General features: G+C 36.7%; 18 protein-coding genes and 5 pseudogenes. 14 read left to right on the top strand and 9 right to left on the bottom strand.

Annotation, left to right across the window (positions count from 1 at the left end):
• Window positions 1-34: 34 nt before the first annotated feature.
• Window positions 35-211, bottom strand: coding sequence for a hypothetical protein (locus ABWU31_RS02135; protein ID WP_155968847.1), 177 nt, complete (start codon window positions 209-211; stop codon window positions 35-37).
• Window positions 212-372: 161 nt separating this feature from the next.
• On the opposite strand from ABWU31_RS02135, the pseudogene terL reads away from it, so the two are divergent.
• Window positions 373-1,824 (top strand): annotated as a pseudogene (gene terL, locus ABWU31_RS02130) (phage terminase large subunit).
• 395 nt (window positions 1,825-2,219) lie between these two features.
• On the opposite strand, the gene ABWU31_RS02125 reads toward terL, so the two are convergent.
• Entirely contained in the window at window positions 2,220-3,269 is a 1,050-nt protein-coding gene (locus tag ABWU31_RS02125) for a class I SAM-dependent methyltransferase (protein WP_007549412.1), read from the bottom strand.
• 101 nt (window positions 3,270-3,370) lie between these two features.
• On the opposite strand from ABWU31_RS02125, the gene ABWU31_RS02120 reads away from it, so the two are divergent.
• Together ABWU31_RS02120 and ABWU31_RS02115 are read left to right on the top strand one after the other, a co-directional pair.
• Complete coding sequence (locus ABWU31_RS02120; RefSeq protein WP_077188297.1) at window positions 3,371-3,742, top strand: hypothetical protein; 372 nt, start codon at window positions 3,371-3,373, stop codon at window positions 3,740-3,742.
• Window positions 3,743-4,027, top strand: a complete 285-nt coding sequence (locus tag ABWU31_RS02115) for a DUF2610 domain-containing protein (protein ID WP_010962783.1) — start codon at window positions 3,743-3,745, stop codon at window positions 4,025-4,027.
• 6 nt (window positions 4,028-4,033) lie between these two features.
• Here ABWU31_RS02115 and dapD read toward each other — a convergent pair whose 3' ends face one another.
• A complete protein-coding gene (dapD, locus tag ABWU31_RS02110; protein ID WP_077188288.1) occupies window positions 4,034-4,864 on the bottom strand; it encodes a 2,3,4,5-tetrahydropyridine-2,6-dicarboxylate N-succinyltransferase in 831 nt (276 codons plus the stop codon).
• A gap of 75 nt (window positions 4,865-4,939) precedes the next feature.
• Here dapD and ABWU31_RS02105 point away from each other — a divergent pair, with 75 nt between their 5' ends.
• Together ABWU31_RS02105 and rpe are read left to right on the top strand one after the other, a co-directional pair.
• The gene (locus ABWU31_RS02105; protein WP_236515113.1) at window positions 4,940-5,368 is read left to right on the top strand and encodes a zinc-ribbon domain-containing protein; all 429 of its coding nucleotides are present in this window, start codon (window positions 4,940-4,942) and stop codon (window positions 5,366-5,368) included.
• Between the two features lie 102 nt (window positions 5,369-5,470).
• Complete coding sequence (gene rpe / locus ABWU31_RS02100; RefSeq protein WP_077188290.1) at window positions 5,471-6,151, top strand: ribulose-phosphate 3-epimerase; 681 nt, start codon at window positions 5,471-5,473, stop codon at window positions 6,149-6,151.
• A gap of 143 nt (window positions 6,152-6,294) precedes the next feature.
• Here rpe and tnpC read toward each other — a convergent pair.
• The 3 genes and pseudogenes from tnpC to ABWU31_RS02085 all read right to left on the bottom strand — a co-directional run bounded on the left by tnpC (window position 6,295) and on the right by ABWU31_RS02085 (window position 10,060).
• Window positions 6,295-7,666: pseudogene (gene tnpC, locus ABWU31_RS02095) on the bottom strand (IS66 family transposase).
• A 112-nt stretch (window positions 7,667-7,778) separates the two neighbouring features.
• Window positions 7,779-8,861, bottom strand: a complete 1,083-nt coding sequence (gene ribD, locus ABWU31_RS02090) for a bifunctional diaminohydroxyphosphoribosylaminopyrimidine deaminase/5-amino-6-(5-phosphoribosylamino)uracil reductase RibD (protein ID WP_015589162.1) — start codon at window positions 8,859-8,861, stop codon at window positions 7,779-7,781.
• The gene (locus ABWU31_RS02085) at window positions 8,861-10,060 is read right to left on the bottom strand and encodes a deoxyguanosinetriphosphate triphosphohydrolase (protein ID WP_353271306.1); all 1,200 of its coding nucleotides are present in this window, start codon (window positions 10,058-10,060) and stop codon (window positions 8,861-8,863) included. Before ABWU31_RS02085 ends, ribD begins: the two co-directional genes overlap by 1 nt.
• Before the next feature lie 47 nt (window positions 10,061-10,107).
• Between ABWU31_RS02085 and ABWU31_RS02080 the strand changes: the two genes are divergently transcribed.
• Entirely contained in the window at window positions 10,108-10,563 is a 456-nt protein-coding gene (locus ABWU31_RS02080; protein ID WP_265040754.1) for a HesB/IscA family protein, read from the top strand.
• Window positions 10,564-10,757: 194 nt separating this feature from the next.
• The gene (locus ABWU31_RS02075) at window positions 10,758-11,432 is read left to right on the top strand and encodes an ABC transporter ATP-binding protein (protein ID WP_353271374.1); all 675 of its coding nucleotides are present in this window, start codon (window positions 10,758-10,760) and stop codon (window positions 11,430-11,432) included.
• A 238-nt stretch (window positions 11,433-11,670) separates the two neighbouring features.
• On the opposite strand, the gene ABWU31_RS02065 is transcribed toward ABWU31_RS02075, so the two are convergent.
• Window positions 11,671-12,369: an alpha/beta hydrolase gene (locus ABWU31_RS02065; protein ID WP_151808056.1), complete on the bottom strand. Its 699-nt coding sequence runs from the start codon at window positions 12,367-12,369 to the stop codon at window positions 11,671-11,673.
• Window positions 12,370-12,524: 155 nt separating this feature from the next.
• Here ABWU31_RS02065 and ABWU31_RS02060 point away from each other — a divergent pair, with 155 nt between their 5' ends.
• The 7 genes and pseudogenes from ABWU31_RS02060 to ABWU31_RS02030 all read left to right on the top strand — a co-directional run.
• Window positions 12,525-13,661 (top strand): cysteine desulfurase family protein, encoded by a 1,137-nt coding sequence (locus ABWU31_RS02060; protein ID WP_338482438.1) that lies wholly within the window; start codon window positions 12,525-12,527, stop codon window positions 13,659-13,661.
• A gap of 1,152 nt (window positions 13,662-14,813) precedes the next feature.
• On the top strand, window positions 14,814-15,269 hold the full coding sequence (locus ABWU31_RS02055; protein WP_353271304.1) for a hypothetical protein: 456 nt from the start codon (window positions 14,814-14,816) through the stop codon (window positions 15,267-15,269).
• Between the two features lie 191 nt (window positions 15,270-15,460).
• Complete coding sequence (locus ABWU31_RS02050) at window positions 15,461-15,790, top strand: transposase (protein ID WP_007548762.1); 330 nt, start codon at window positions 15,461-15,463, stop codon at window positions 15,788-15,790.
• A complete protein-coding gene (locus ABWU31_RS02045) occupies window positions 15,774-16,409 on the top strand; it encodes a transposase (RefSeq protein WP_082246250.1) in 636 nt (211 codons plus the stop codon). Before ABWU31_RS02050 ends, ABWU31_RS02045 begins: the two co-directional genes overlap by 17 nt.
• A 107-nt stretch (window positions 16,410-16,516) precedes the next feature.
• Window positions 16,517-16,771: pseudogene (locus ABWU31_RS02040) on the top strand (DNA-3-methyladenine glycosylase); the annotation flags it as partial.
• Window positions 16,772-16,834: 63 nt separating this feature from the next.
• Window positions 16,835-17,693: pseudogene (locus ABWU31_RS02035) on the top strand (IS630 family transposase).
• Window positions 17,694-17,714: 21 nt separating this feature from the next.
• Window positions 17,715-18,016: pseudogene (locus tag ABWU31_RS02030) on the top strand (DNA-3-methyladenine glycosylase); the annotation flags it as partial.
• Here the strand turns inward: ABWU31_RS02030 and purF are convergent.
• The gene (gene purF, locus ABWU31_RS02025; protein WP_353271303.1) at window positions 17,998-19,383 is read right to left on the bottom strand and encodes an amidophosphoribosyltransferase; all 1,386 of its coding nucleotides are present in this window, start codon (window positions 19,381-19,383) and stop codon (window positions 17,998-18,000) included. The pseudogene ABWU31_RS02030 and the gene purF overlap by 19 nt on opposite strands.
• A gap of 25 nt (window positions 19,384-19,408) precedes the next feature.
• Window positions 19,409-20,512 (bottom strand): rod shape-determining protein RodA, encoded by a 1,104-nt coding sequence (gene rodA, locus ABWU31_RS02020; protein ID WP_353271302.1) that lies wholly within the window; start codon window positions 20,510-20,512, stop codon window positions 19,409-19,411.
• Between the last annotated feature and the right edge of the window lie 35 nt (window positions 20,513-20,547).

The raw sequence follows: 20,547 nt of genomic DNA, 5'->3' as shown, positions 1-20,547 counted from the left end.
ATGCCAATACTCGACAGAGATAGTAAAAGACTAGCTAACTCGGGGATTCTTTGTCTTTTTTTCTGCTTAGTAAATTTCTTAAACATTTGCAGCGTAAGTTAGTTGCAATTAAAAGTAGCTGAATTTCGCTTGTCAAGCGTTTAAAACATAAAAAACGCCAATATTTTAAAGCGGATAATAACCCCAGGGCTTCTTTTGCCTTTTTTTTCATTTAGTAAATTTCTTAATATTTATAGCTAAACAACAACCGTCATCCCTAAGTATCCCGCTGCTTGTTAGCGGGATCTAGAGATACCGCGACGTCTCACCTATAGCCTTCAGTGCTCCTTTTTTTGTCATCCCAGCGTCACGCGTTGGTTTCAACATTATATCATGAACTTTCTAAAATTCATTGAGTTATGCTTTCAAACGGTAGTGCCGGGGTGTGAGTATAACGATTATCAGTATATAAAAGTCATAGCAGACAGGCTGGAAGCAGCGAGCGCTGGTGAAGTGAAACGAATAATATTCAATATGCCTCCGCGTTCAATGAAATCCCTGTGCGCTAGTGTTGCGTGGCCCGCATGGATACTGGGAAACCAACCAACTGCGAGAATAATAGTTGCAAGTTATTCTCAGCGGCTCAGCGAAAAGCACTCGCTCGACACCAGGTGCGTGATGCAGTCTAGTTGGTATAGAGCGCTATTTCCAGAGATAGAACTATCCAAAGACCAGAATACCAAATATAAATTTCAAACAGTGCAGAGAGGATACAGAATCGCAACATCAGTTGGTGGAACACTAACTGGTGAAGGTGGTGATTTTATCATTGTGGACGATCCGCTCAGTTCTGCTCAAGCTTTGAGTGAAACGCTTAGAAAGCGTGCCACAAACTGGTTTGATCAGACTTTAGTAACCAGGCTGAACGATAGAAAAAAAGGAGTCATCGTTCTTGTAATGCACAGGCTACACCAGGAGGACTTAACTGGACACCTTCTCTCCAAGCCAAAAAACATATGGCATCATATTTGTTTGCCAATGATTTCTGAAAATAAGCAGGTTATTTATTCAATCAAAAAGCCAATACCTCCCGTTCCTATCATCCGAGTAGCTCAGCACTGTGCGACCAGGCGATTATATAATAAACCAGCGTCACCTGTAAGGATATTATATTCAAGAGAAGAAGGTCAGTTGTTATATCCCCTCGATGGAGGAAAAGAAGAAGTTGAGATAATAAAAGCTGAACTTGGGAGTTACGCTTTTGCTGCTCAATATCAACAAAACCCTCTGCCGCTTTCAAGTGGTATAATTAAACCAGAGTGGTTGAAACGCTATAAAAAATTTCCTGATAATCTCTCGCATATAACACAAAGTTGGGATACTGCGGTTTCAACAAGTAACATGAGCAACTTTAGTGTCTGCACCACCTGGGCAAAAATAGATAATAAATTCTATTTACTCGACGTATATCGCGCAAAGCTTGAGTATCCAAAGCTTAAAGAACAGGTTTTGTCACTAGCTGCAAGATGGACGCCACACGCAATTTTAATCGAAGCAAAAACAAGTGGTCAACAATTGGTGCAAGAGCTAAAGACAAACAGTGATTTACCGATTATTGAAATAGTGCCACATGATGACAAGCTCACTCGATTTCATCAAATTGTTCCGATTATAGAGTCTGGCAAGGTTTTTCTGCCACATCAAGCAGTATGGCTGAACGATTTTGAGTATGAGATTTTAATGTTTCCTGAAACTTGACACGATGATCAAGTAGATAGTACCGTGCAATATCTCCAGTGGGTGAGAAACAGTACCTCCAGGGTTGCAGCTATACGAGCATTGTGATTTGAGTCTACCAGTACTGGGATGACAGCTAGGAGACAACCGTCATCCCGCTGCTTGTTAGCGGGATCTAGAGATACCGCGAATGAATCGCGGTATGACGGTTCGTGGTGGTATGACAGTTCGTGGCGGTATGACGGTTCGTGGCGGTATGACGGTTCGCGGCAGCATGACGATAAGCTCGTCATCCCGCTACGTGTTAGCGGGATCTATGCTAAAAGATACCACGGCGGTATGACGTAGAACTGCTGCTTGTTAGCTGATGAGATACCGCGAATGAATCGCGGTATGACGGTTCGCGGCGGCATGACAATAAGCTCGTCATTCCGCTACTCGTTAGCGGAATCTATGCTGAGATATCGCGGCGGTATGACGTAGGGAAACCTTTCTTGGGTTAGCTATATCAATAGCATTGCTTTAAAAAGAGTGCCCATATTTTCAGTCAACCTTAAGAATTCACTAAAGATCCTATTCTTTTGTTCATCACTTGCGCTTTTCATTAAAGCCTGGGTTCTTTCTTTTATGCCAAAAAGATATAAAAATTCCCTTTGAGTTAAAATCTCACAATCTACATGCTTTAATGAATCTCTTAACGCTTGAAAGTTCACAAGTGCGGTAATATCACTATTACCAACATTCTCAAGAAAATTAGCATACTTATGTTGTTTTATCGATTGCAAAGTGCTCTTATATGCGGGGTATACATAACCGTAATCTACAATCAAAGCAGCTCCTTTATTATTATATATCTTCTTCTCAAGTTTTTTTAATATTTCAACCCCAACTGAACATATTTCCACCACTGCACCATTAAAAAATTTTCCATTTGTCATCTGAGTAGCTGACACTGGAATCCATGATTCTTTTTTTCTGGATTCCAGTGTCACGCACTGGCATGACACCAAGAGACTGCCATCATCTTGTTTTGTCACCATATTTTCATACCACCCCTCATCATGATATACAAACTGATCTATCGGAAGAGCGTCAAAGAACTCATTTGCTAAAAAAATGGTTGGTTGTTCTGGTAGGTTGTCAATATTTTTGTGCCAATTAACATCTAAGCTTTTTAATTTTTCCTTTTGTATCTTCCGTAAAGTAGGGCTTATTTCAACTAAGTGGATCAACATCGAATTAAAAAAGCTGCTGTATTTTTTAGTGACTCTTATTATATCGTGAATGAGTGTTCCTTTGCCTGGCCCAAGTTCAACTAGAGAAAATTTTGATGGCTTTCCTAATTTTTCCCATGTATGCATTATCCAAACTGCAATTACTTCACCAAATAATTGGCTGATCTCAGGTGCGGTAGTAAAATCACCATCCTTACCAAGCGGTAATTTACTTGTATAATAGCCGTATTTTTCATGGTACAAAACGGCATTCATGAAATCACTGATGGATATTGATCCTTGACTTTTGTCAATTAATTCGTGTATATAAGTGAGCATGTTATTAATAAATGTTTAACTATAGCGTGCCATAATATAAAATAGTAGAGTATTTATATATATAGTATACACTTAAGTTTGTGAGTAATAGTGCTTCAGTTATGGACGACAAAAACACCGATTATGTTGCCCTTATAGCTCAAGATGATAGTATTGAATACAAATTTGAAGAAGCTGTCAATTTTATAGAAAACAAGGTTATAAATGCTGATGGGCTAACTTTAGCGGAAGTGTTTCAAGTGCTAGTTCAAATGCTAGATGGTGATCTAGCATTGGTAAAAAAAGTACTAGCATATGCTAATATTATGGCAAAGCATGGAATGAAGGTAGCAAAAGAGTCGCAATTAAGCAGAGCTGATGTTCGCCGAGCTTTGGAAGGTAGAGAAAGTGTTGTCAATAGACAAGATTTTATAAAGAAACCACCTCTTCCACCTGCTATAAAATCGACCAAAAAGAAAAGTAGAGGTCTTTAGATGGCTGAATCTATAAAAAAATTTACTGTACAATGTGACTTCAAAGGACAAAGTTCACCTTTTGCAATATACATAGGAAATCCAAAAAGTGATGCTCATCCAATTCATCATCAAGATTCCTGGCTTGTAAAAGAACGTGGAGGGAATATTCCTAATAAAGTAAAAGAAAGTCTACAAAAATTATATAAACTATCTCAAGAAAATGGAGTCTCTTTCTCAGAGTTATGCGCGTATGCCATTACTGTGGTTAGTAATAATGATAAAAAAAGTGACGACAAGGAGTAAGATAGTTTAATCCCTCAATATTTCATTTATAGAGATTTTCGATCTCGTCTTTTCATCCACTTTTTTTACTATGACTGCACAATAGGTTGAAATATTATTTTTAGATGGAATAGACCCTGGTACCACTACAGAATAAGGTGGCACTTCGCCGTAAAATACCTTGCTAGTTTCTCTATCAATAATCTTTGTTGATGCCCCAATAAACACGCCTATGCCAAGGACTGATCCTTCTCTCACTACCACACCCTCGGCCACTTCGCTACGTGCTCCAATAAAGCAATTATCTTCTATAATGACAGGTGAAGCTTGAATAGGCTCAAGAACTCCACCTATTCCCACTCCACCGGAAATATGACAGTTTTTTCCTATTTGCGCACAGCTACCAATCGTTGACCAGGTATCTATCATTGTTCCTGAATCAACATATGCACCAACGTTGATAAAACTTGGCATTAGAACAACATTTGTACCTATATAAGCAGATCGGCGAACAAAACACCCAGGAACTGCTCTAATTTTTAACCGGCGAAATTTCTCCTCATTCCATTCACTAAACTTGTTACCGATCTTATCAAACCAGCAATTAGTATTATCTATTATTTTATTTTCTTCGGTGAGAAAATGTAATAATATTGCCTGCTTTATCCACTTATGTACTACCCATTCTCCACTTGATAGCTTTTCTGCTACTCTAATTTTGCCACTATCAAGGAGCTCAATTACCTCTTTAATTGCTATTCTTGCTGTTTTCTTTAGATTACAGTCATTAAATTTTTCTCTATTTTTCCAAATATTTTCTATCTCACTCTGTGTTTTTTTTAGTTGCAAACCTTCCATTTGTTATATATATATTGATATTAAATTTGTAGCTCTGTATCATTTGAGCTTGTTACTACTTTATATGTAAGTGCTATGAAAATACAATGTAATAGTTGTACTAAAACTTACTTAGTATCCCCCGAGCAAATTGGTGCATCTGGAAGAAAGGTAAAGTGTACGCACTGCAATCACATATGGCATGAATATCTAGAAGAAGTGTCAAACAAACAGCACTCTGCTAATATACAGGAAAAAAAAGTTAGTGGAAGGAATTTTTTACAAAATCTAGCATTTACCACTCTAGCTTTTGCAACAGCTACAGGGTTATGCATTGTAATTGCTAATGGCATCTTTCCTAGAGAGATGAACAAAGCATACAAAACGATCAGTTTATACAAGGATTCAATAAGCTATAAATTAGGGTACAAAAAAGAACAAACAGAAAGTCCAAATGTAAAAAAACTTGCTGTAAATAAGTTTTATCAAGACTACCTTTTTTTATCTAATTTAAGATCTAGTTAAATAGGCATACCGATATCGGTATCCAGCTTCTCTAGCTACTTAGATGGTGTTTAGGGTGACAGAGTTTAAAAATAAGTTATTTTTTAGTAAAAAAGGCAGCTCATGAGTATTAAAATTGCACCTTCTATACTTTCAGCAGACTTTGCAAAATTAGGAGAAGAAGTAAGAAAAATTAGCGATTTAGGTGTAGATTACATACACATAGACGTTATGGATGGGAATTTCGTTCCAAATATTACAATTGGTTCTAGCGTTGTCTCTGCAATACGTAAATACAGCAATCTTCCTTTTGATGTGCATTTAATGGTCAAATCTCCTGGTAACCACATTGAAAGCTTTATAAATGCTGGTGCTGATATTATTACTGTACATGCAGAAGCAGAGATACACCTTGAGAGGTTGATAAGAAAGATAAAGTCATACAAAAATGTAAACGACGCAAAAAAACCGATTCAAGCTGGAGTCTCAATTGTTCCTTCAACTTCCCCAAGTGTGCTTGAATATATAATACATGAGCTAGATATTGTGCTGATTATGACAGTCAACCCTGGCTTTGGAGGGCAGGAATTTATTCATTCACAGTTGAACAAGATATCTACTATAAAAAAAATGATACAAGAGCGTAACCTTAAAACACAAATTTCAGTAGATGGTGGAATTAACTCTTTTAACGCAGCTGATATAATAAAAGCAGGTGCAGATATTTTAGTTGCGGGATCGGCGATATTCAAGGCTGAAGATATTAAGAAGGCCGTAAATGATCTTAAAAATCCATCGTTGTGACCCTATATAGCTAAAGTGGCTTAGGTTTACCTACAATTTGAAAAACAACAAATTCGTCATTCCGCTACTCGTTAGCGGAATCTATGCTGAGATACCGTGGCGGTATGACGTAGAAAAACCTTTCTTGGGTTGTATCCGTTCAGCTAAGCGGTGTGAGAGATGATAGATAAGAGGTTTTGGAAAGGATTGAGACCCCTTTGTTTCCATGTCAAGTATAATGAAATTATCCGTTCAAGGAATGCATTTCCCCGCTTCGATTGGGTAAAATATGAATTTTTGCGATAAACGACATAATGCCGTATCTGCTGTTCAGCATGGTTGTTTGTCAGCGGAATGTTTTCTGGGTCATCTAAAAAATTCCACATTATTCTTTCAGATTTCAAAATATTTTTTGCAACTCGAGAAGCTCCAATTGCTTCAGGTAAACGGCTTCAAGTAATACCTTGTACGTTTTCGCAATTTTCTGGCACGTCTGGTAAATCTAAAAACATCTATCTCATTTTTTAGCAAGGCCTTTTTTAGTGCAAATAATTCAGTGGCTACGTTTCTTAAGTAACAGCCCAGAACTTTAACTTCAACTATGTGCTAATCTTTCAAAATCTCTTGATAAATGTGCCCAACAGATTTGCCTGTTCTTATCGGCAAAGTAGTTGTATGCTGCGTACCTGTCGTAAGCTATTGCGATTGCAGAACTTACTATTTTGTAAAACCTTCATTCCTCTTGACTCTGTCAATTTTATAAAACTTGCTGTATTACTGGCAAACATCCAGCACCAACCAAGTTTACCTTTGTTATAATGGCTCGTTTCATCGATATGCAGAACTTCACTTTTACTTACTTCTTGCTCGATTTGCTCATATGCTTCTTGGCATTTTTCTGCAACTCTAGCCTCGCTATTTGACACGCTACCAACACTGATGTCCAGGTTGAAAATATTTTTTATAATATTTGCTACTTCTCTTTTCGAGTTCTTGTAAAATCCGCTCAGCGCCGCGATTGTTGACTTAACTTTTGGACCAAATGTATCCGCAGTAACACCTTCTAGTAGCCTGCTACTTTTTCTTTTTCCACACTTGCAACAGCGGCCATTCTGTAATTGGTATTCCACAACATAAGGCTTGATTTCTGGAAGATCAACTTTCTGATGAATATATGGTTTTTCACATATTGCAATTTCTCCTCCGCACTCGCAAGAACTCTATTTTCACCACTTCATCTGCTTCCATTTTAGGGCGATACTTTCCTTCATGCCCAATCTGTGCCCCTATTTTCCTGTCACTTTTTTTCTTTTTCTTCTTTAGCTTGTATAACTCTTTTGAGCTCGGTATCGATGAATTTTGTGAATTCAGACCTAGTCTTTCTTTCAATTCAGCATTTTCGATTCTTAGCGCCTTATTCTCAGATCTAAAATTTTCGTTTTCTATCTCTAACCTCTTTATCTCTGCTTTTAGTTGCTCTATCTCTATTTTAAAGCTTTCACAGAGCTTGAGAAGACTAGCTAGTAGATCAGACATATTTACCACACATACTACTTGTGATATTATGTTTTTAGCACTCCTTGTCTACTTTTTATTTTACCGCTCCGCTGAACGGATACCTTTTTTTTACTGTTTGAGTATGTAAGGATTATGACGACCTATCCCAAACCTCAACTATATCCTCACTAAACTCTATTATCTTTGTTTTTTTAAACTGATAACAGTTGTTAATGAATTGAATCCCTAAATCTCCTACAAAAGGAGTGGCATCATTGCCTAAAATTTTACCACTGCGGCATATTATCAACCTGTCGATTAAATTACACTTTAATAGTTCTGTGATTAACACTCCTCCACCTTCAACTAATAATCTTGTTATACCAATTTCTGAAACAAGTTTTAATGCCATGTCCTTTAGGCAAACCTTACCTGCGTTACTTGAATTAACTACTAAGTAGTTAATGTTTTTTATTTTTTTCTCTACTTCTTTATTTGTGATGACCCAAGTTATTACTTTGTCTGCAGTCTTTGCAATGTTATGCTCTTCCTTTAATCTCCCTTGGCTATCTATAATTAGCCTTATTGGCGATCTACTTCCAAGTCCTGGTAATCTGCAAGTTAAGAGTGGATCATCATTAATAAGAGTATTGCTGCCAATCATAATTGCATCATATTTTGCTCTAAGCTCATGCACCCAATTTCTCGTATTTTCACTTGTTATCCATTTGCTATCGCCTGTAAATGTTGCGATTTTTCCGTCAAGAGTTGTTGCGACTTTGCAAGCTATAAATGGTCTATGTAATTCTTTAGTGGTGAAAAAACCGACATTCAGTTCTTTTGCCTCTTTTTGCATAATACCTTGCTCAACTTCAATTCCTGCTTCTTTCAGAGCTTTCATGCCTCTGCCTGAAACTCTACTATCTGGGTCAATAGTTGCAATTACTACTCTTTTTATGCTAGCTTTTATGATTTTTGCAGTGCAAGGCCCCGTGACTCCGTGATGACAACATGGCTCAAGAGTGATATATATAGTTGCGCCATGAGTTGAATCTTTAGCGTTTTGCAAAGCGACTACCTCCGCATGCGGACGCCCACCAATCCCTGTATATCCCTCACTAACAATTGTACCATCTTTTACAATAACACACCCGACAGCAGGATTCGGTGCAACATTTCCAAGATTTTTTTCTGCAAGCCTTAATGCAATTGACATGAAATGATCATCAGTCATTAGAAAGAAGTCATTTCGTATGAGGTATCAAAAATTCTTCTGTGCTCGTGTATAGCAAATCTATCTGTCATACCTGAGATATAGTCACATATTATTACTGAACGCTGAGATTCACAAGCGAGTTTGCTCCACTCTGTGGGAAGTAATCCTGGGTTTTCATAAAAACATTGAAAGAGTTCCTGTATTATGCGTTTTGCTTTGTTCATCGTTCTACTCAGTTTATAGCTTCTGTATATTTTCTCCATGTTGAATCTTTTCATTTCTTTTGTAGCATTCGCAACTTCTGGTGAAAATGTGACTAGCATTTTATTTAGACTTCTTACGTCTTCTACGCTTTTTATTTTGTGATCTTCAATATTTCTTTCAGTCTGAGAAACAACATCACTTATCATAGTTCCTATAGTTCCACTCAGTGATTCATGTATGAGTTTGCTCTGAGGCAATTCTGAATATCTGCTCCTTATGTCTTTAAACATTTTTTCAATTAAAGGAACATTCAGCAAATCTTCGATGGTTACTAAATTCGCCCTGAGTGCATCATCAAGATCGTGAACACTGTAAGCAATATCATCGGCAATTGAAGCAACTTGAGCTTCAATGCTTGAAAATTCTTCAAGTTTTAGATCATATTTTTTGTTGTATTCTAATAACAGCTGATTACTTGTAGAAGACTCCGCGTTTTGACCAAGCAAGGGACCGTTATGTTTTGCAACTCCTTCAATCACCTCCCAACTTAGATTCATACCATCAAAATCAGCATGTTTTTGTTCAAGATAAGTTAAAATCCTTATAGCTTGAACATTATGATCAAACTTATACTTCTCGTTATCAAGATTCAAATCTTGAACTGATTTCTTTAGAGCATCTTCACCTGCATGACCAAATGGAGGATGACCAAGATCATGTGCGAGCGCTATGCATTCAGTGATATCCTCATTTAAGCCAAGTCTACGCGCAATGGACCTTGCAATTTGTGCAACTTCAAGGCTATGAGTAAGCCGAGTGCGATAGTAGTCGTGCTCATAATTGATAAAAACTTGTGTTTTGTACTCCAACTTTCTAAACGCATTAGAGTGAATGATACGGTCCCTATCACGCTGAAAGCAGCTGCGATTCTCATCTTCTGGCTCTTTGAAGTATCTCCCTTTTGTTTTGCTTGGAAAACATGCATAATTTAATAGAAAATTATTGTTTGACATGTAAAATTTCTACTATAATAAGTTATCAATAATAAACGGTGGTTACTATGTCAACAAATTACAACATCAACTTAACTGATAATGCACTAAAAAAAATCCACTCTCTTGCAGAGCAGGAAGGGGATAAGAGTTCCATTTTACGGGTTGCAGTTTCAGGTGGTGGATGTTCTGGCTTCAAATACAATTTTCTTATGGATCAAATGAATAAAAATCTATCTTTGGATGATGAAGACGATGATTACGATGATGAGTTTGATGACGAAGATGAAGATGATGAAGAAAGCGAGGACTATAGAAGCCACTCCAGTTTTAGCGAAAAAGGTAAAGATATAGTAATTAATGATGAAAATGGCAATCCTGTATTAATGGTTGATAATTGTTCAGCAAAATTTTTAAATAACTCAGTTATAGATTATACTGAGGATCTCAGTGGTTCTGGTTTTCAAATAAAGAATGCCTTTGCTAAATCCCAGTGTGGTTGTGGCAACAGCTTCTCAGTTTAGTCAAAAATTTGATGTCATCCCAGTGTCAAGCACTGGGATGACACTCTTCTCTGGTGGAGGGTGCTCTCAAGTCACAACGTTCATATAGTTGTATACTTGACACTGAGGTTTATTCTTCTATTTCTTTTTTACTGGTCATGCACTATCATTTGCTATGCAAGCACAACATTTGTATGGTTATAGGTCTTTTAAACATGGGTGGTAATATAGCACTAGAACTAACTTCTGTAGATAAAAGCTTCAAGGACAATTCTGTTGTTGTAAAGGATATCAACTTAAGTGTTACAAGAGGGCAAGTAGTAGCGCTGATTGGCAATTCAGGTGCAGGGAAAACAACTATATTGCAAATCGCAGGCTTATTGGATAAGCCAACTTCAGGTATAGTTACGATAGATGGAATAAATTGCACACAAGCCAGTAATAAGCATAAAACTCATGTAAGAAGAAATTTTCTTAGTTTTGTTTATCAATTTCACTATTTGTTACAAGAGTTATCGGTGTTGGAAAATATTATGCTTCCTCAACTCATTGCAGGAAAAAGCAAAGCTGAAGCAAAAAAAAATTCGCAAGCAATGTTGGAAAAATTTGGTCTGGAAAACAAAGCAAGTAGCATGGTATCTGAAGTTTCGGGTGGGGAAAGGCAGAGAGTTGCAATTGCAAGAAGCATTGTAAATTCTCCAAAGCTTTTACTTGCAGATGAGCCAACAGGAAACTTAGATCCAACAAATTCTTTTAACGTGTTTTTACTGCTACATTCATACGTAAAGGAAAATAACAGCTCTATGCTTATAGTAACACACAATCATCTCCTTGCAGAAAAGGCAGACTGCATTTTCCAATTGAGAGATCGATCATTAGTGAAGTTGTGAATAGGAAAAATAGCACAATTTCTATGCCTTATACTTATCTAACCAATGATCATTAACAGAGTACAACTCGCATGAAATGCTTTCATTGCTTTTTATACACGGACTTTTTAACTTACGCTGTTTACTTAGGGAACACCCCGATAACACAAACACAGCTAAAACAAAAAATAATAGCTTTTTAAACATAACAAAACCTTTTCATTTATATTACTACACTCATTTCTCTTGTTTGTAAAGATTAGGCATATTCTTTTACCCTTACCTCTTTTTTGACCTTTTGAAAAGAAATAGTTGCACTATTCAAGCGCAGTTTTATATAATTGTCCACGATTTGAGTCACTTCCTCTTCTTTATCCTTTAGAAAGTGATTAGTATCATCTATTATATGGTATTTCATGTGATCACTTCTTACTGAATTTATCAACCTTTTTGCTAATTCTGTTACATCGCTTTCTTCTGAGATTGTATCATTACTGCTTTGTATTATAAGCCCAGAAACTGGACAGGGAGAAAGAAAAGAAAAATCGTACTTAGTTACCGGAAGAGAAAGAGCAATAAAACCCACTATCTCAGGGCGGCGCATTGTTAGCTGCATAGCCACCCATGCTCCAAAAGAAAAACCAGCGATCCAAATTGGAACATTGCTAGGATTATGTTCCTGAAGCCAATCAATGGCTACCGCAGCGTCAGTTAATTCTCCTATACCCTTATCAAAAGTTCCGGTAGATTTTCCCACACCACGAAAGTTAATTTTCAATGCAGAAAAATTGTTATCGATAAAAGACGTATATGTACTATGTACAATTTTACTATCCATATTACCACCATATTGAGGATGATGATGTAAAACCAGCACAACCGGCGCGTTGGCATCTTTGCTTTGGTGGTATTCACCTTCTATCTTTCTTGTTGCATTATTTAAAAAAACTTCAACCATGATAACTCCTAATAAGAACCTGCTTGACAGGTATTGATGACGTGAGTTATTAATTATGTATTAATTTCGCTGTTTTTGCAATAAATTTTTTATCGTGTTAAAGCTAACGTACATAGTTATGGCTATAGTTGATGGTAAACTTATTTAAGTGACAGATGAATCCATTCTCTTTAGAAAATAGTGGTTGCGTATATGCTGATTACAATGCAACTGCTCCAATTAGTGAAAATGTAAAAAAAAGTATATTTGAGGTCTTGTCAAAACAAACGCTCAATCCATCATCACTACATAAGAGAGGACAAGAAGCTAGGAAGATTCTTCAGGATGCAAGAGATAACGTACGTGGTGCTATTGGCGTTTCAAGTGATAAAGAAATAGTTTTTACGTCTGGTGCAACTGAAGCGAATAACCTTGTTATGAGAGGAATAGCAGGCTACCTGCATATAATTTCAGCTATAGAGCATCCTTCAATTCTTAATTCTGCATGTAATCCATATATAATACCTGTTAATCAGGAGGGCATTGTTGACTTTTTAGAGCTAGAAAAAATTCTAAGCGAACTTAAAGGAAACAAAGCAATAGTTTCAGTTATGATGGCAAATAACGAAACCGGAGTTATTCAACCTATTGAGGAAATAGCTAAAATAGTACACAAGTTTGGAGCAATTTGCCACACTGACACTGCTCAAAGTGTTGGGAAAATTAAAGTTAATGTGGAAGATTTAGGAGTGGATTTACTCACTTTATCCGCCCATAAATTTGGCGGTGTAGCAGGCAGTGGAGTTTTAATATTCAATAAAGAACTTGCGATAGAACCTATTATAATAGGTGGTGGACAAGAGAAGGGATTTCGTGGTGGTACGGAAAATATTGTTGCGATTGCAGGCCTTTCTGCTGCACTGCAAAATATTCCAGACCTTCTATCAAAAATGGATGAAGTAAAGGAGCTACGTGATCAATTAGAGTGTGAATTATTAAATCTTGCCAGTGACATAAGAATCTTCGGTAAAAACTCTAAGAGGCTGCCAAACACAAGTTTTATTTATATGCCAGGAGTAAAGAGTGATGTGCAGCTTATGCATTTTGACTTGAATCATATTGCAGTTAGTAATGGCTCCGCATGTTCTTCTGGAAAAGTTGAGCCTTCCCATGTTTTGCTTGCAATGGGGGCAACAAAAGAGCAAGCAGAGTGTTCAATTAGAATCAGTATAGGTCCAGAAACTAAACCACAAGACATAAAAAAAATAGTGGATTGTTGGTATAATATCTACAAGCAGAACTCCTTGGTATAGATAATACGTGATATCATGCAGGGAGCTATAAATTAGATGTAAAAAATTCCTTTACAAGTTTCGCCAGCCCCCTTATCATAACAGTGAAGCTATTTATTTATCTTCGCAATCTGTGCAGGTTAATGACAAAAAACTTAGGGTATTTGGCGTCTCATGTTTAATTTTTCGCACTACGTCCATCGCATGTCTTTAAAAATTTTTAGGTTTTTACCTATATAAGCCGAAACGAGCTTACAAAGCGTTTAAGACAGCAAAAAACGTCAAATTGACAAGGGAGAATTTGAATGCTAGCTACTACGGGGTTTCTTTGCCTTTTTTCCTGCTTAGTAAATTTCTTAAACACTTGCGGTGTAGGTTAGTTGCAAGTTAAAAGCAGCTAAATCGCTCTTAATCAAGCGTTTTAGAATAAAAAAAACGCCGATATTTTAGTACATAGTAAATAGCCAACCACCACGGGGCTTCTTTTGCCTTTTTTTTCGTTTGGTAAATTTCTTAAATATTTATGGCTAAAGCAATTTAAGAGACCGAAAATGGTGTCATTTCAGTGCCCCTGTAATGTCATCCCAGTGCCCTGACTACTTGGATCCAGGAATTTTATTAAGTTGGTGAGCATAAAAATAGCTGTTTTACGTTAAAATACAATGTTTTGATGATTATGGAAAGGCTGGATTCCAGTGCCAAGCACTGGAATGACATCCTCCCTTATGGAAATTGCTCTCAAATCACAATGTTCGTACAGCTATGGAATGAATCGCGGTATGACGGTTATCAGTAAACATGAATTACTTTAGCTATGCAATCAGGCTTCCTAAAAACACTTTGTAGCCAATCAATTCTTGAGTATAAAAAAAATTCCTTTAATAATAAGGTATGCTAATCAGGAATTTAATAAAACAAGCAACTCAAGTAGGAAGCAGTGAAAATGCAATACGGTATGTCGAATATCTCTATCAATTTGAGAAGTTTAGAAACACATTAAACCTCACTTTATCACTAATAAAGCAAAATAGGCTCTCATTTGAAATATACCAAGAGGGATTAGTGGATATGGAAGAGGGAGTGTGTAAGACAATCAGGTCTTCCAGTGTAAATAGATATGTTATTGTACTGAGGAAGTCAAACCCATACATTATAGTGCATGAACTTTCACACATGGTTGAAAATGAACTGAACTTAAATTTGGAGCAGGAATTCCTCCATAAAGTTTACCAGGATATTGAGCAGAACCTAAAGCAAGCAAATATTCTTGTGCAGAAAATTATCGGCCAAGTTATATTTAAGGAGATACAGGCTTATCAAACTGCAAAATCACGTGCATCTGAATTATTTGCACGCTATTTTGAGCTATTTGCTTGGGCGCAGGAGGTTTACCCTAAAGATAAAGAATACTTAATCCGCACTCAAGACTTAAACAAAGTGTTCCTTGCTACTGGCCAATGGAAAAAGAGCTACCTTGATTCACAAATGATGGAGAGAATAGATAAGGAAATCAAGGAATACAGCAATAAAACTGCCACTAAAGACGTAACCAAAGTGCAAAGCAGTTGGACTAATAAATTTTCTCCTGGGGGCAAAAAAATTAGCTCTATATTTGGAGATGATGATTAGCTTATAGTGCAGGCCAGACGTCATACCGCCGCGAATCGTCATACCGCGATTCATTCCACAACTGTACGAACGTTGTAGTTTGGGAGCAATTCCTACCAGTGGGGTGGGCTTTGTTGCATAGCAACTGAAAAATCTGGTGGCTACTGACAAAATTCATTATAAAATAGCCATTTAACCTTGAAAGAAAAAATATGCCACAAAAAATGAGGGTCAGTAACCATAGCGAATATAACAAATTTCTAGAAAAAAGAGGAAATATTTTTCATTATATCAACGAAGCCATAGAAAAGTGGTACGAGAATGGTCCAAAAATACCAGGTGGCAACAATATTTATAGCGATAAAGTTGTAATTTTGGTGCACATAATAACTTGTTTATTTAGAATAGGCCTGAGGCAAACAGTTGGGTTTATAGCAGGATACCTTGAGCAAATTGGGAAAAATTTGCAAGTCATCAGCTATTCACAATCATCAAGAAGGTTTAAGAAACTCAATATTAAGATCAATGATTGCAGAAAATAATATGGAAGATATCGAAATTGCTATAGACAGTACAGGAATTAGTATATACAACAACACTCCTGGTCATAGCAAAGAAAATAGCGAAGATAGAAAGTATCGCAGCTATGAACAGACAAGAAAATTGCATGTAATGTTGAATACAAACAGCAAAAAAGCCATAGCTGTAAAATACAGTAACGGTGTCTACTCTGATCACTATGGAGCTTGTGATTTGCTAAAAGAAGTCGATTTTCAGTATGTCATAAAAGTACTATATGCAGATAGGGCATATGACAGAGAAAAGCTCTATAAGCTGTGTAATCAATATGGTATAAAAACGAAAATTCCTCCGAAAAACAACGCAGCAGAGCATCCAAAATTGGATTATATGCTTGATAGAAATGCCGCTATTCAGTTAATGAAATTACATGGTGAGAATGGTATAAAAAGATGGAAAGAAGAAGTAAATTACGGAAAAAGATCGTATATTGAAGGATTTTTCTCAAGGTTGAAGCGAATATTTGGGTTTAGTTTTAGGAGCAAATCTGAAATTAATCGTGAGAAGGAACTGCTACTCAAGTGTTATTTGCTTAACAAATTTACTGAAATAGGCATGGCTAAGTTTGAGATAGCTTCATGAATTTATTGTACGTTACCTACTATCCGAAGAGCGATGCAACAAAGCCCACTGGGATCCAGGAATTCTTAAACTGAATTCTATATAGAACCTCAGAACAAAAATAAAAAATGGGTAGCACAATACTGCCAAGAAATTTCTACGAACGCCCAACTTTGGTTGTAGCCGGGGAGTTACTAGGAAAGATGCTGAAATTTTCTAACTTTAGTGGAATAATAACCGAAGTTGAAGCCTATATAGGAATGAATGACCCAGCTTGTCATGCGGCAAGAGGCTATACTAATCGAACCTCAGTAATGTTTGGTGTGCCGGGGTTTTCGTACGTATATTTTATATATGGAATGTACTACTGTTTAAACATTGTATAGCTCTTTCCACAGAAGTCCGGATATGATAAGATTAAGGATAGATGGCGATAAGGAGGTTGGATGCCGGCAGCATATAGTTATGATTTAAGAAAAAAAGCAATGGAAGCACTAGACGAAGGGGAAAGCAGAGAAGCAGTGGCAGCAAGATTTAAAATTGGACGAACTACTTTGTGGGAGTGGCAGCAAAGAAAAAAAGAAACAGGCGACTTTCAGTCAAAAAAACTCGGTAATGGAGGTTACAATCAGAAAATTATCGACTGGAATAAGTTTATCGAATTTGCTAAAAAACACGGTAGAAAAACTCTGTCGGAAATGGCTAAACTTTGGGGCAACGTTAGTATCCAAACGATCCACCGAGCTCTCAGAAAAATTGGATTTACGCGCAAAAAAAGACATATGGATACAAGGAAAGGAACGAAGAAAAACGTGCTGAATTCTTAAAAATTATAGCAACAAAAGAACCAGAAAACTTAGTGTATATAGATGAGTCTGGGATTGATAACACGGAGGACTATCCATATGGGTATTGCCAGAAAGGACAGCGATTTTATGCCCTAAAATCTGGAAAAAAACTCAACGAATCAGCATGGTTGCAGCCTTAAGTAGAAGAAAGATAGTTGCTCCATTAACATTTGAAGGCCACTGTAATATGGATATTTTTAATGGATGGTTTGAGCAATTTTTGGCACCGATCTTAGAACCTGGACAAACTGTCATTCTTGATAATGCTACTTTTCATAAGTCTGATAAGCTTATCAAGCTCGCTAAAGGAGTCGGTGCAGAAATTTTGTATCTGCCGCCTTATTCTCCAGATTTTAACAAAATTGAGCATCATTGGTTTGCTATAAAAAACAGAGCCAGGAAAAACATTCCTCTATTCGAATCCTTTCGTCGTGCTGTTGATTCTGCCTTCCTATGACCTATTCGGACTATTATGAGAAATGCTATAACAGAAGCAGAAGGGTTCCCAGCAGCAGTGTTAATACGGGGATTAAAGCTTATTGAACCACTTGAAGCAAATTTAGGTGGACCAGGAATATTGTGCAAAAGATTAAATATTACAAAAGAACATAACAAACAGGACCTTACTATAAGCCACGAATTTTGTGTTTATGAATCCCACCTCAAACCAGGTTATATTTGCACTCCGAGAATCGGAATTAGTAAAGGCCAAGAGAAATTTTGGCGGTTTAAGATTTTCTAAACTTAAGACCTTGCGTAGACTATTTGCCAATCGGATAATCACCAGTGAAACAAGCATCACAATATTGTGGTGTAGCATTGTTACGCACCTCTCCTTTAACAGCCTGATATAGTCCATCAATACTCAAGAAGGCTAGGCTATCTACTCCTATAATTTCCTTAATTTCCTCTACAGATTTATTTGCAGCAATTAAATCTTTGCACTCTGGCGTATCTATTCCATAAAAACAAGAATGCTTAATTGGTGGGCTTGAAATTTTGAGGTGAATCTCTTTTACTCCTGCATCCTTTAGCATAACTATTATATTTGTTAACGTACTACCACGCACTATACTATCATCTATTAAAATTATGTTTTTACCTTTCAAAGTGTGCTTATTAGGATTGAATTTTAATTTTATTCTAACTTTACGTACTTCAGCGGTTGGTTGTATAAAAGTTCTTCCTATGTAATGATTACGAATTATTCCCAGTTCCATAGGTAACCCTGAATGCTTTGCATATCCAATAGCTGCAGGTATTCCAGAATCAGGTATTGGTACAATCATATCCACATTGTTTTTTGGTGGACTTTCCTTCGCAAGTATTCTTCCTATTTCTTTTCTTGTATCGTATATAGACCTATTCTCCATTATGCTGTCTGGTCTCGAAAAGTAAACGTATTCAAAAATACAAAAACTTGATTTTTGCTGTGGGAAAGGAAACATTGAGGCTAGCTTACTATCCAAACTGATGGTAACTAATTCGCCTGGTTCTATTTCTCTAACAAACTCTGCATTTACTATATCAAGAGCACAAGTTTCAGATGCAAGAACGTAAGAACCGTTTAACTTTCCTAAAACAAGAGGCCTGATTCCAGATGGATCACGTACTCCAATAACTACTTCTTGATTGATTGCCACAAAAGAATAAGCACCTTGTATTTGCTTTAATGCATATATAAAACTCTCTAAGAAGCTATCTTTTTCACCGCTTGCTGTCAGATGTACTACTACTTCTGTGTCAATATCTGACTGAAAAACACACTCTTGTTTAATTAATTGTTCGCGTATCGGAGAAATATTAATTAAATTACCATTATGTGCTATGGCAAAATCCCCAAATTTGCCACTTTTGCCAAACATGGGCTGCACTCCAAATTTACTACCACTTGTTGAGTATCGAACATGACCTATTGCACAATCTCCAGGTAAGGATTTCTTTATTTCATCTATATCATCAAATACGCTGCTCACTTGACCTTGAAAGTGATAAGAGTGCAGCTTATCGTTGTTACTGGTTGCTACGCCAAAAGACTCTTGACCTCTATGCTGCAAAGCGTGGAGAGCAAGTATAGAGTTAAAAGCAGCACTTTGGTTGCAACTTATACCAAATACCCCACACTCCTCACGCATTTCATCTAGCATAAAAACTATTAAGTAAAATTTAATTTTACTTTAGCATAGGTAAAATACAAGCATTTTGTTGTTCATCTGCTTTTATTGCCAGCAATAATCCTATGCATATTAAGCTTGCGGCAGTTGTACTTCCTCCATAGGACAGAAATGGCAATGGGTCGCCTATCACAGGTAAGAGGCCCATTGTCATTCCGATGTTTATAAAGAAATGAGCACTAAAAAAGGAGAAAATGCCGATAGATACCGACTTAGAAAAATAATTTTTCGACCTATAAGCGATAGAGAAAATTATTCCAAGTAATGAGGTATAAAGCAAAATTAAAGCCATGCTACCTAAAAAGCCCCACTCCTCACTCAGCACTGCAAAAGCAAAATCCGTACGTTTCTCCGGCAAAAATCCAAGTTGAGTTTGACTTCCGTTAACAAAGCCCTTACCAAGTAAACCTCCTGAACCAATAGCTATCTGAGATTGCTGCGCATTATAACCTATTCCAAGTGGATCCACTGATGAATCCAAAAATGACAATATCCTTTGCTTGTGATAAGGACGTAAAAAAGGCCAAATAGCTGGTACTGCAAAAATGCCAAGCGTTCCACATATTATCGAATGAGATCTTTTTATTATTGCTGTGAATATAATTGACATCCCTATAAATAACATTATCATAGCTGTGCCTAAATTAGGTTGCTTTAACACCAAGAACACGGGTAAGAAAATAATTATAAGTGCCTTAAGCAATCTTTTAAATTCCATCATTTTATATACACTCTGCTTATCAAAATAGCGAGCAAGCGCAAGTATTAAGCCTACTTTTGCAAATTCTGATGGTTGCAAACTAATTGATCCAATTCTTATCCACCTTGTTGCACCCATTATGTGTGAGCCAAAAAAATTTACTGCTAATAGTGAAATCGCTTCTGCTATATAAAAAAAGTAGGCGTACTTCAAATAAAAATCTAGCTCTATGAATGACATAGCTATAGCGAGTAGGAAAAAGAAGGAAAATATGACCAGTTGGTGAATCGCAAATGGCACCCACTTTCCTCCAGCAGAAGAGTATTGAACAACAATGCCAACGCAAAACAGCGCTATCACGTTAATGACTAATAACCAATGAATCTTCTTCAGCCTACCCACAATAAAGACCTTATAACCTTAAAGTATAGTAAAAT

This window comes from Wolbachia endosymbiont (group A) of Alloplasta piceator, assembly GCF_964028505.1.
GTDB lineage: Bacteria > Pseudomonadota > Alphaproteobacteria > Rickettsiales > Anaplasmataceae > Wolbachia > Wolbachia pipientis.
This window is presented reverse-complemented; position numbering and strand designations above follow the sequence as displayed.

Excerpts from the sequence above, each read along its gene's own strand:
- ABWU31_RS02135 (WP_155968847.1), bottom strand. The coding sequence starts at position 211 with ATGAAAAAAAAGGCAAAAGAAGCCCTGGGGTTATTATCCGCTTTAAAA.
- ABWU31_RS02125 (WP_007549412.1), bottom strand. The coding sequence starts at position 3,269 with ATGCTCACTTATATACACGAATTAATTGACAAAAGTCAAGGATCAATA.
- ABWU31_RS02120 (WP_077188297.1), top strand. The coding sequence starts at position 3,371 with ATGGACGACAAAAACACCGATTATGTTGCCCTTATAGCTCAAGATGAT.
- ABWU31_RS02115 (WP_010962783.1), top strand. The coding sequence starts at position 3,743 with ATGGCTGAATCTATAAAAAAATTTACTGTACAATGTGACTTCAAAGGA.
- dapD (WP_077188288.1), bottom strand. The coding sequence starts at position 4,864 with ATGGAAGGTTTGCAACTAAAAAAAACACAGAGTGAGATAGAAAATATT.
- ABWU31_RS02105 (WP_236515113.1), top strand. The coding sequence starts at position 4,940 with ATGAAAATACAATGTAATAGTTGTACTAAAACTTACTTAGTATCCCCC.
- rpe (WP_077188290.1), top strand. The coding sequence starts at position 5,471 with ATGAGTATTAAAATTGCACCTTCTATACTTTCAGCAGACTTTGCAAAA.
- ribD (WP_015589162.1), bottom strand. The coding sequence starts at position 8,861 with ATGACTGATGATCATTTCATGTCAATTGCATTAAGGCTTGCAGAAAAA.
- ABWU31_RS02085 (WP_353271306.1), bottom strand. The coding sequence starts at position 10,060 with ATGTCAAACAATAATTTTCTATTAAATTATGCATGTTTTCCAAGCAAA.
- ABWU31_RS02080 (WP_265040754.1), top strand. The coding sequence starts at position 10,108 with ATGTCAACAAATTACAACATCAACTTAACTGATAATGCACTAAAAAAA.
- ABWU31_RS02075 (WP_353271374.1), top strand. The coding sequence starts at position 10,758 with ATGGGTGGTAATATAGCACTAGAACTAACTTCTGTAGATAAAAGCTTC.
- ABWU31_RS02065 (WP_151808056.1), bottom strand. The coding sequence starts at position 12,369 with ATGGTTGAAGTTTTTTTAAATAATGCAACAAGAAAGATAGAAGGTGAA.
- ABWU31_RS02060 (WP_338482438.1), top strand. The coding sequence starts at position 12,525 with ATGAATCCATTCTCTTTAGAAAATAGTGGTTGCGTATATGCTGATTAC.
- ABWU31_RS02055 (WP_353271304.1), top strand. The coding sequence starts at position 14,814 with ATGGTTGAAAATGAACTGAACTTAAATTTGGAGCAGGAATTCCTCCAT.
- ABWU31_RS02050 (WP_007548762.1), top strand. The coding sequence starts at position 15,461 with ATGCCACAAAAAATGAGGGTCAGTAACCATAGCGAATATAACAAATTT.
- ABWU31_RS02045 (WP_082246250.1), top strand. The coding sequence starts at position 15,774 with ATGATTGCAGAAAATAATATGGAAGATATCGAAATTGCTATAGACAGT.
- purF (WP_353271303.1), bottom strand. The coding sequence starts at position 19,383 with ATGCTAGATGAAATGCGTGAGGAGTGTGGGGTATTTGGTATAAGTTGC.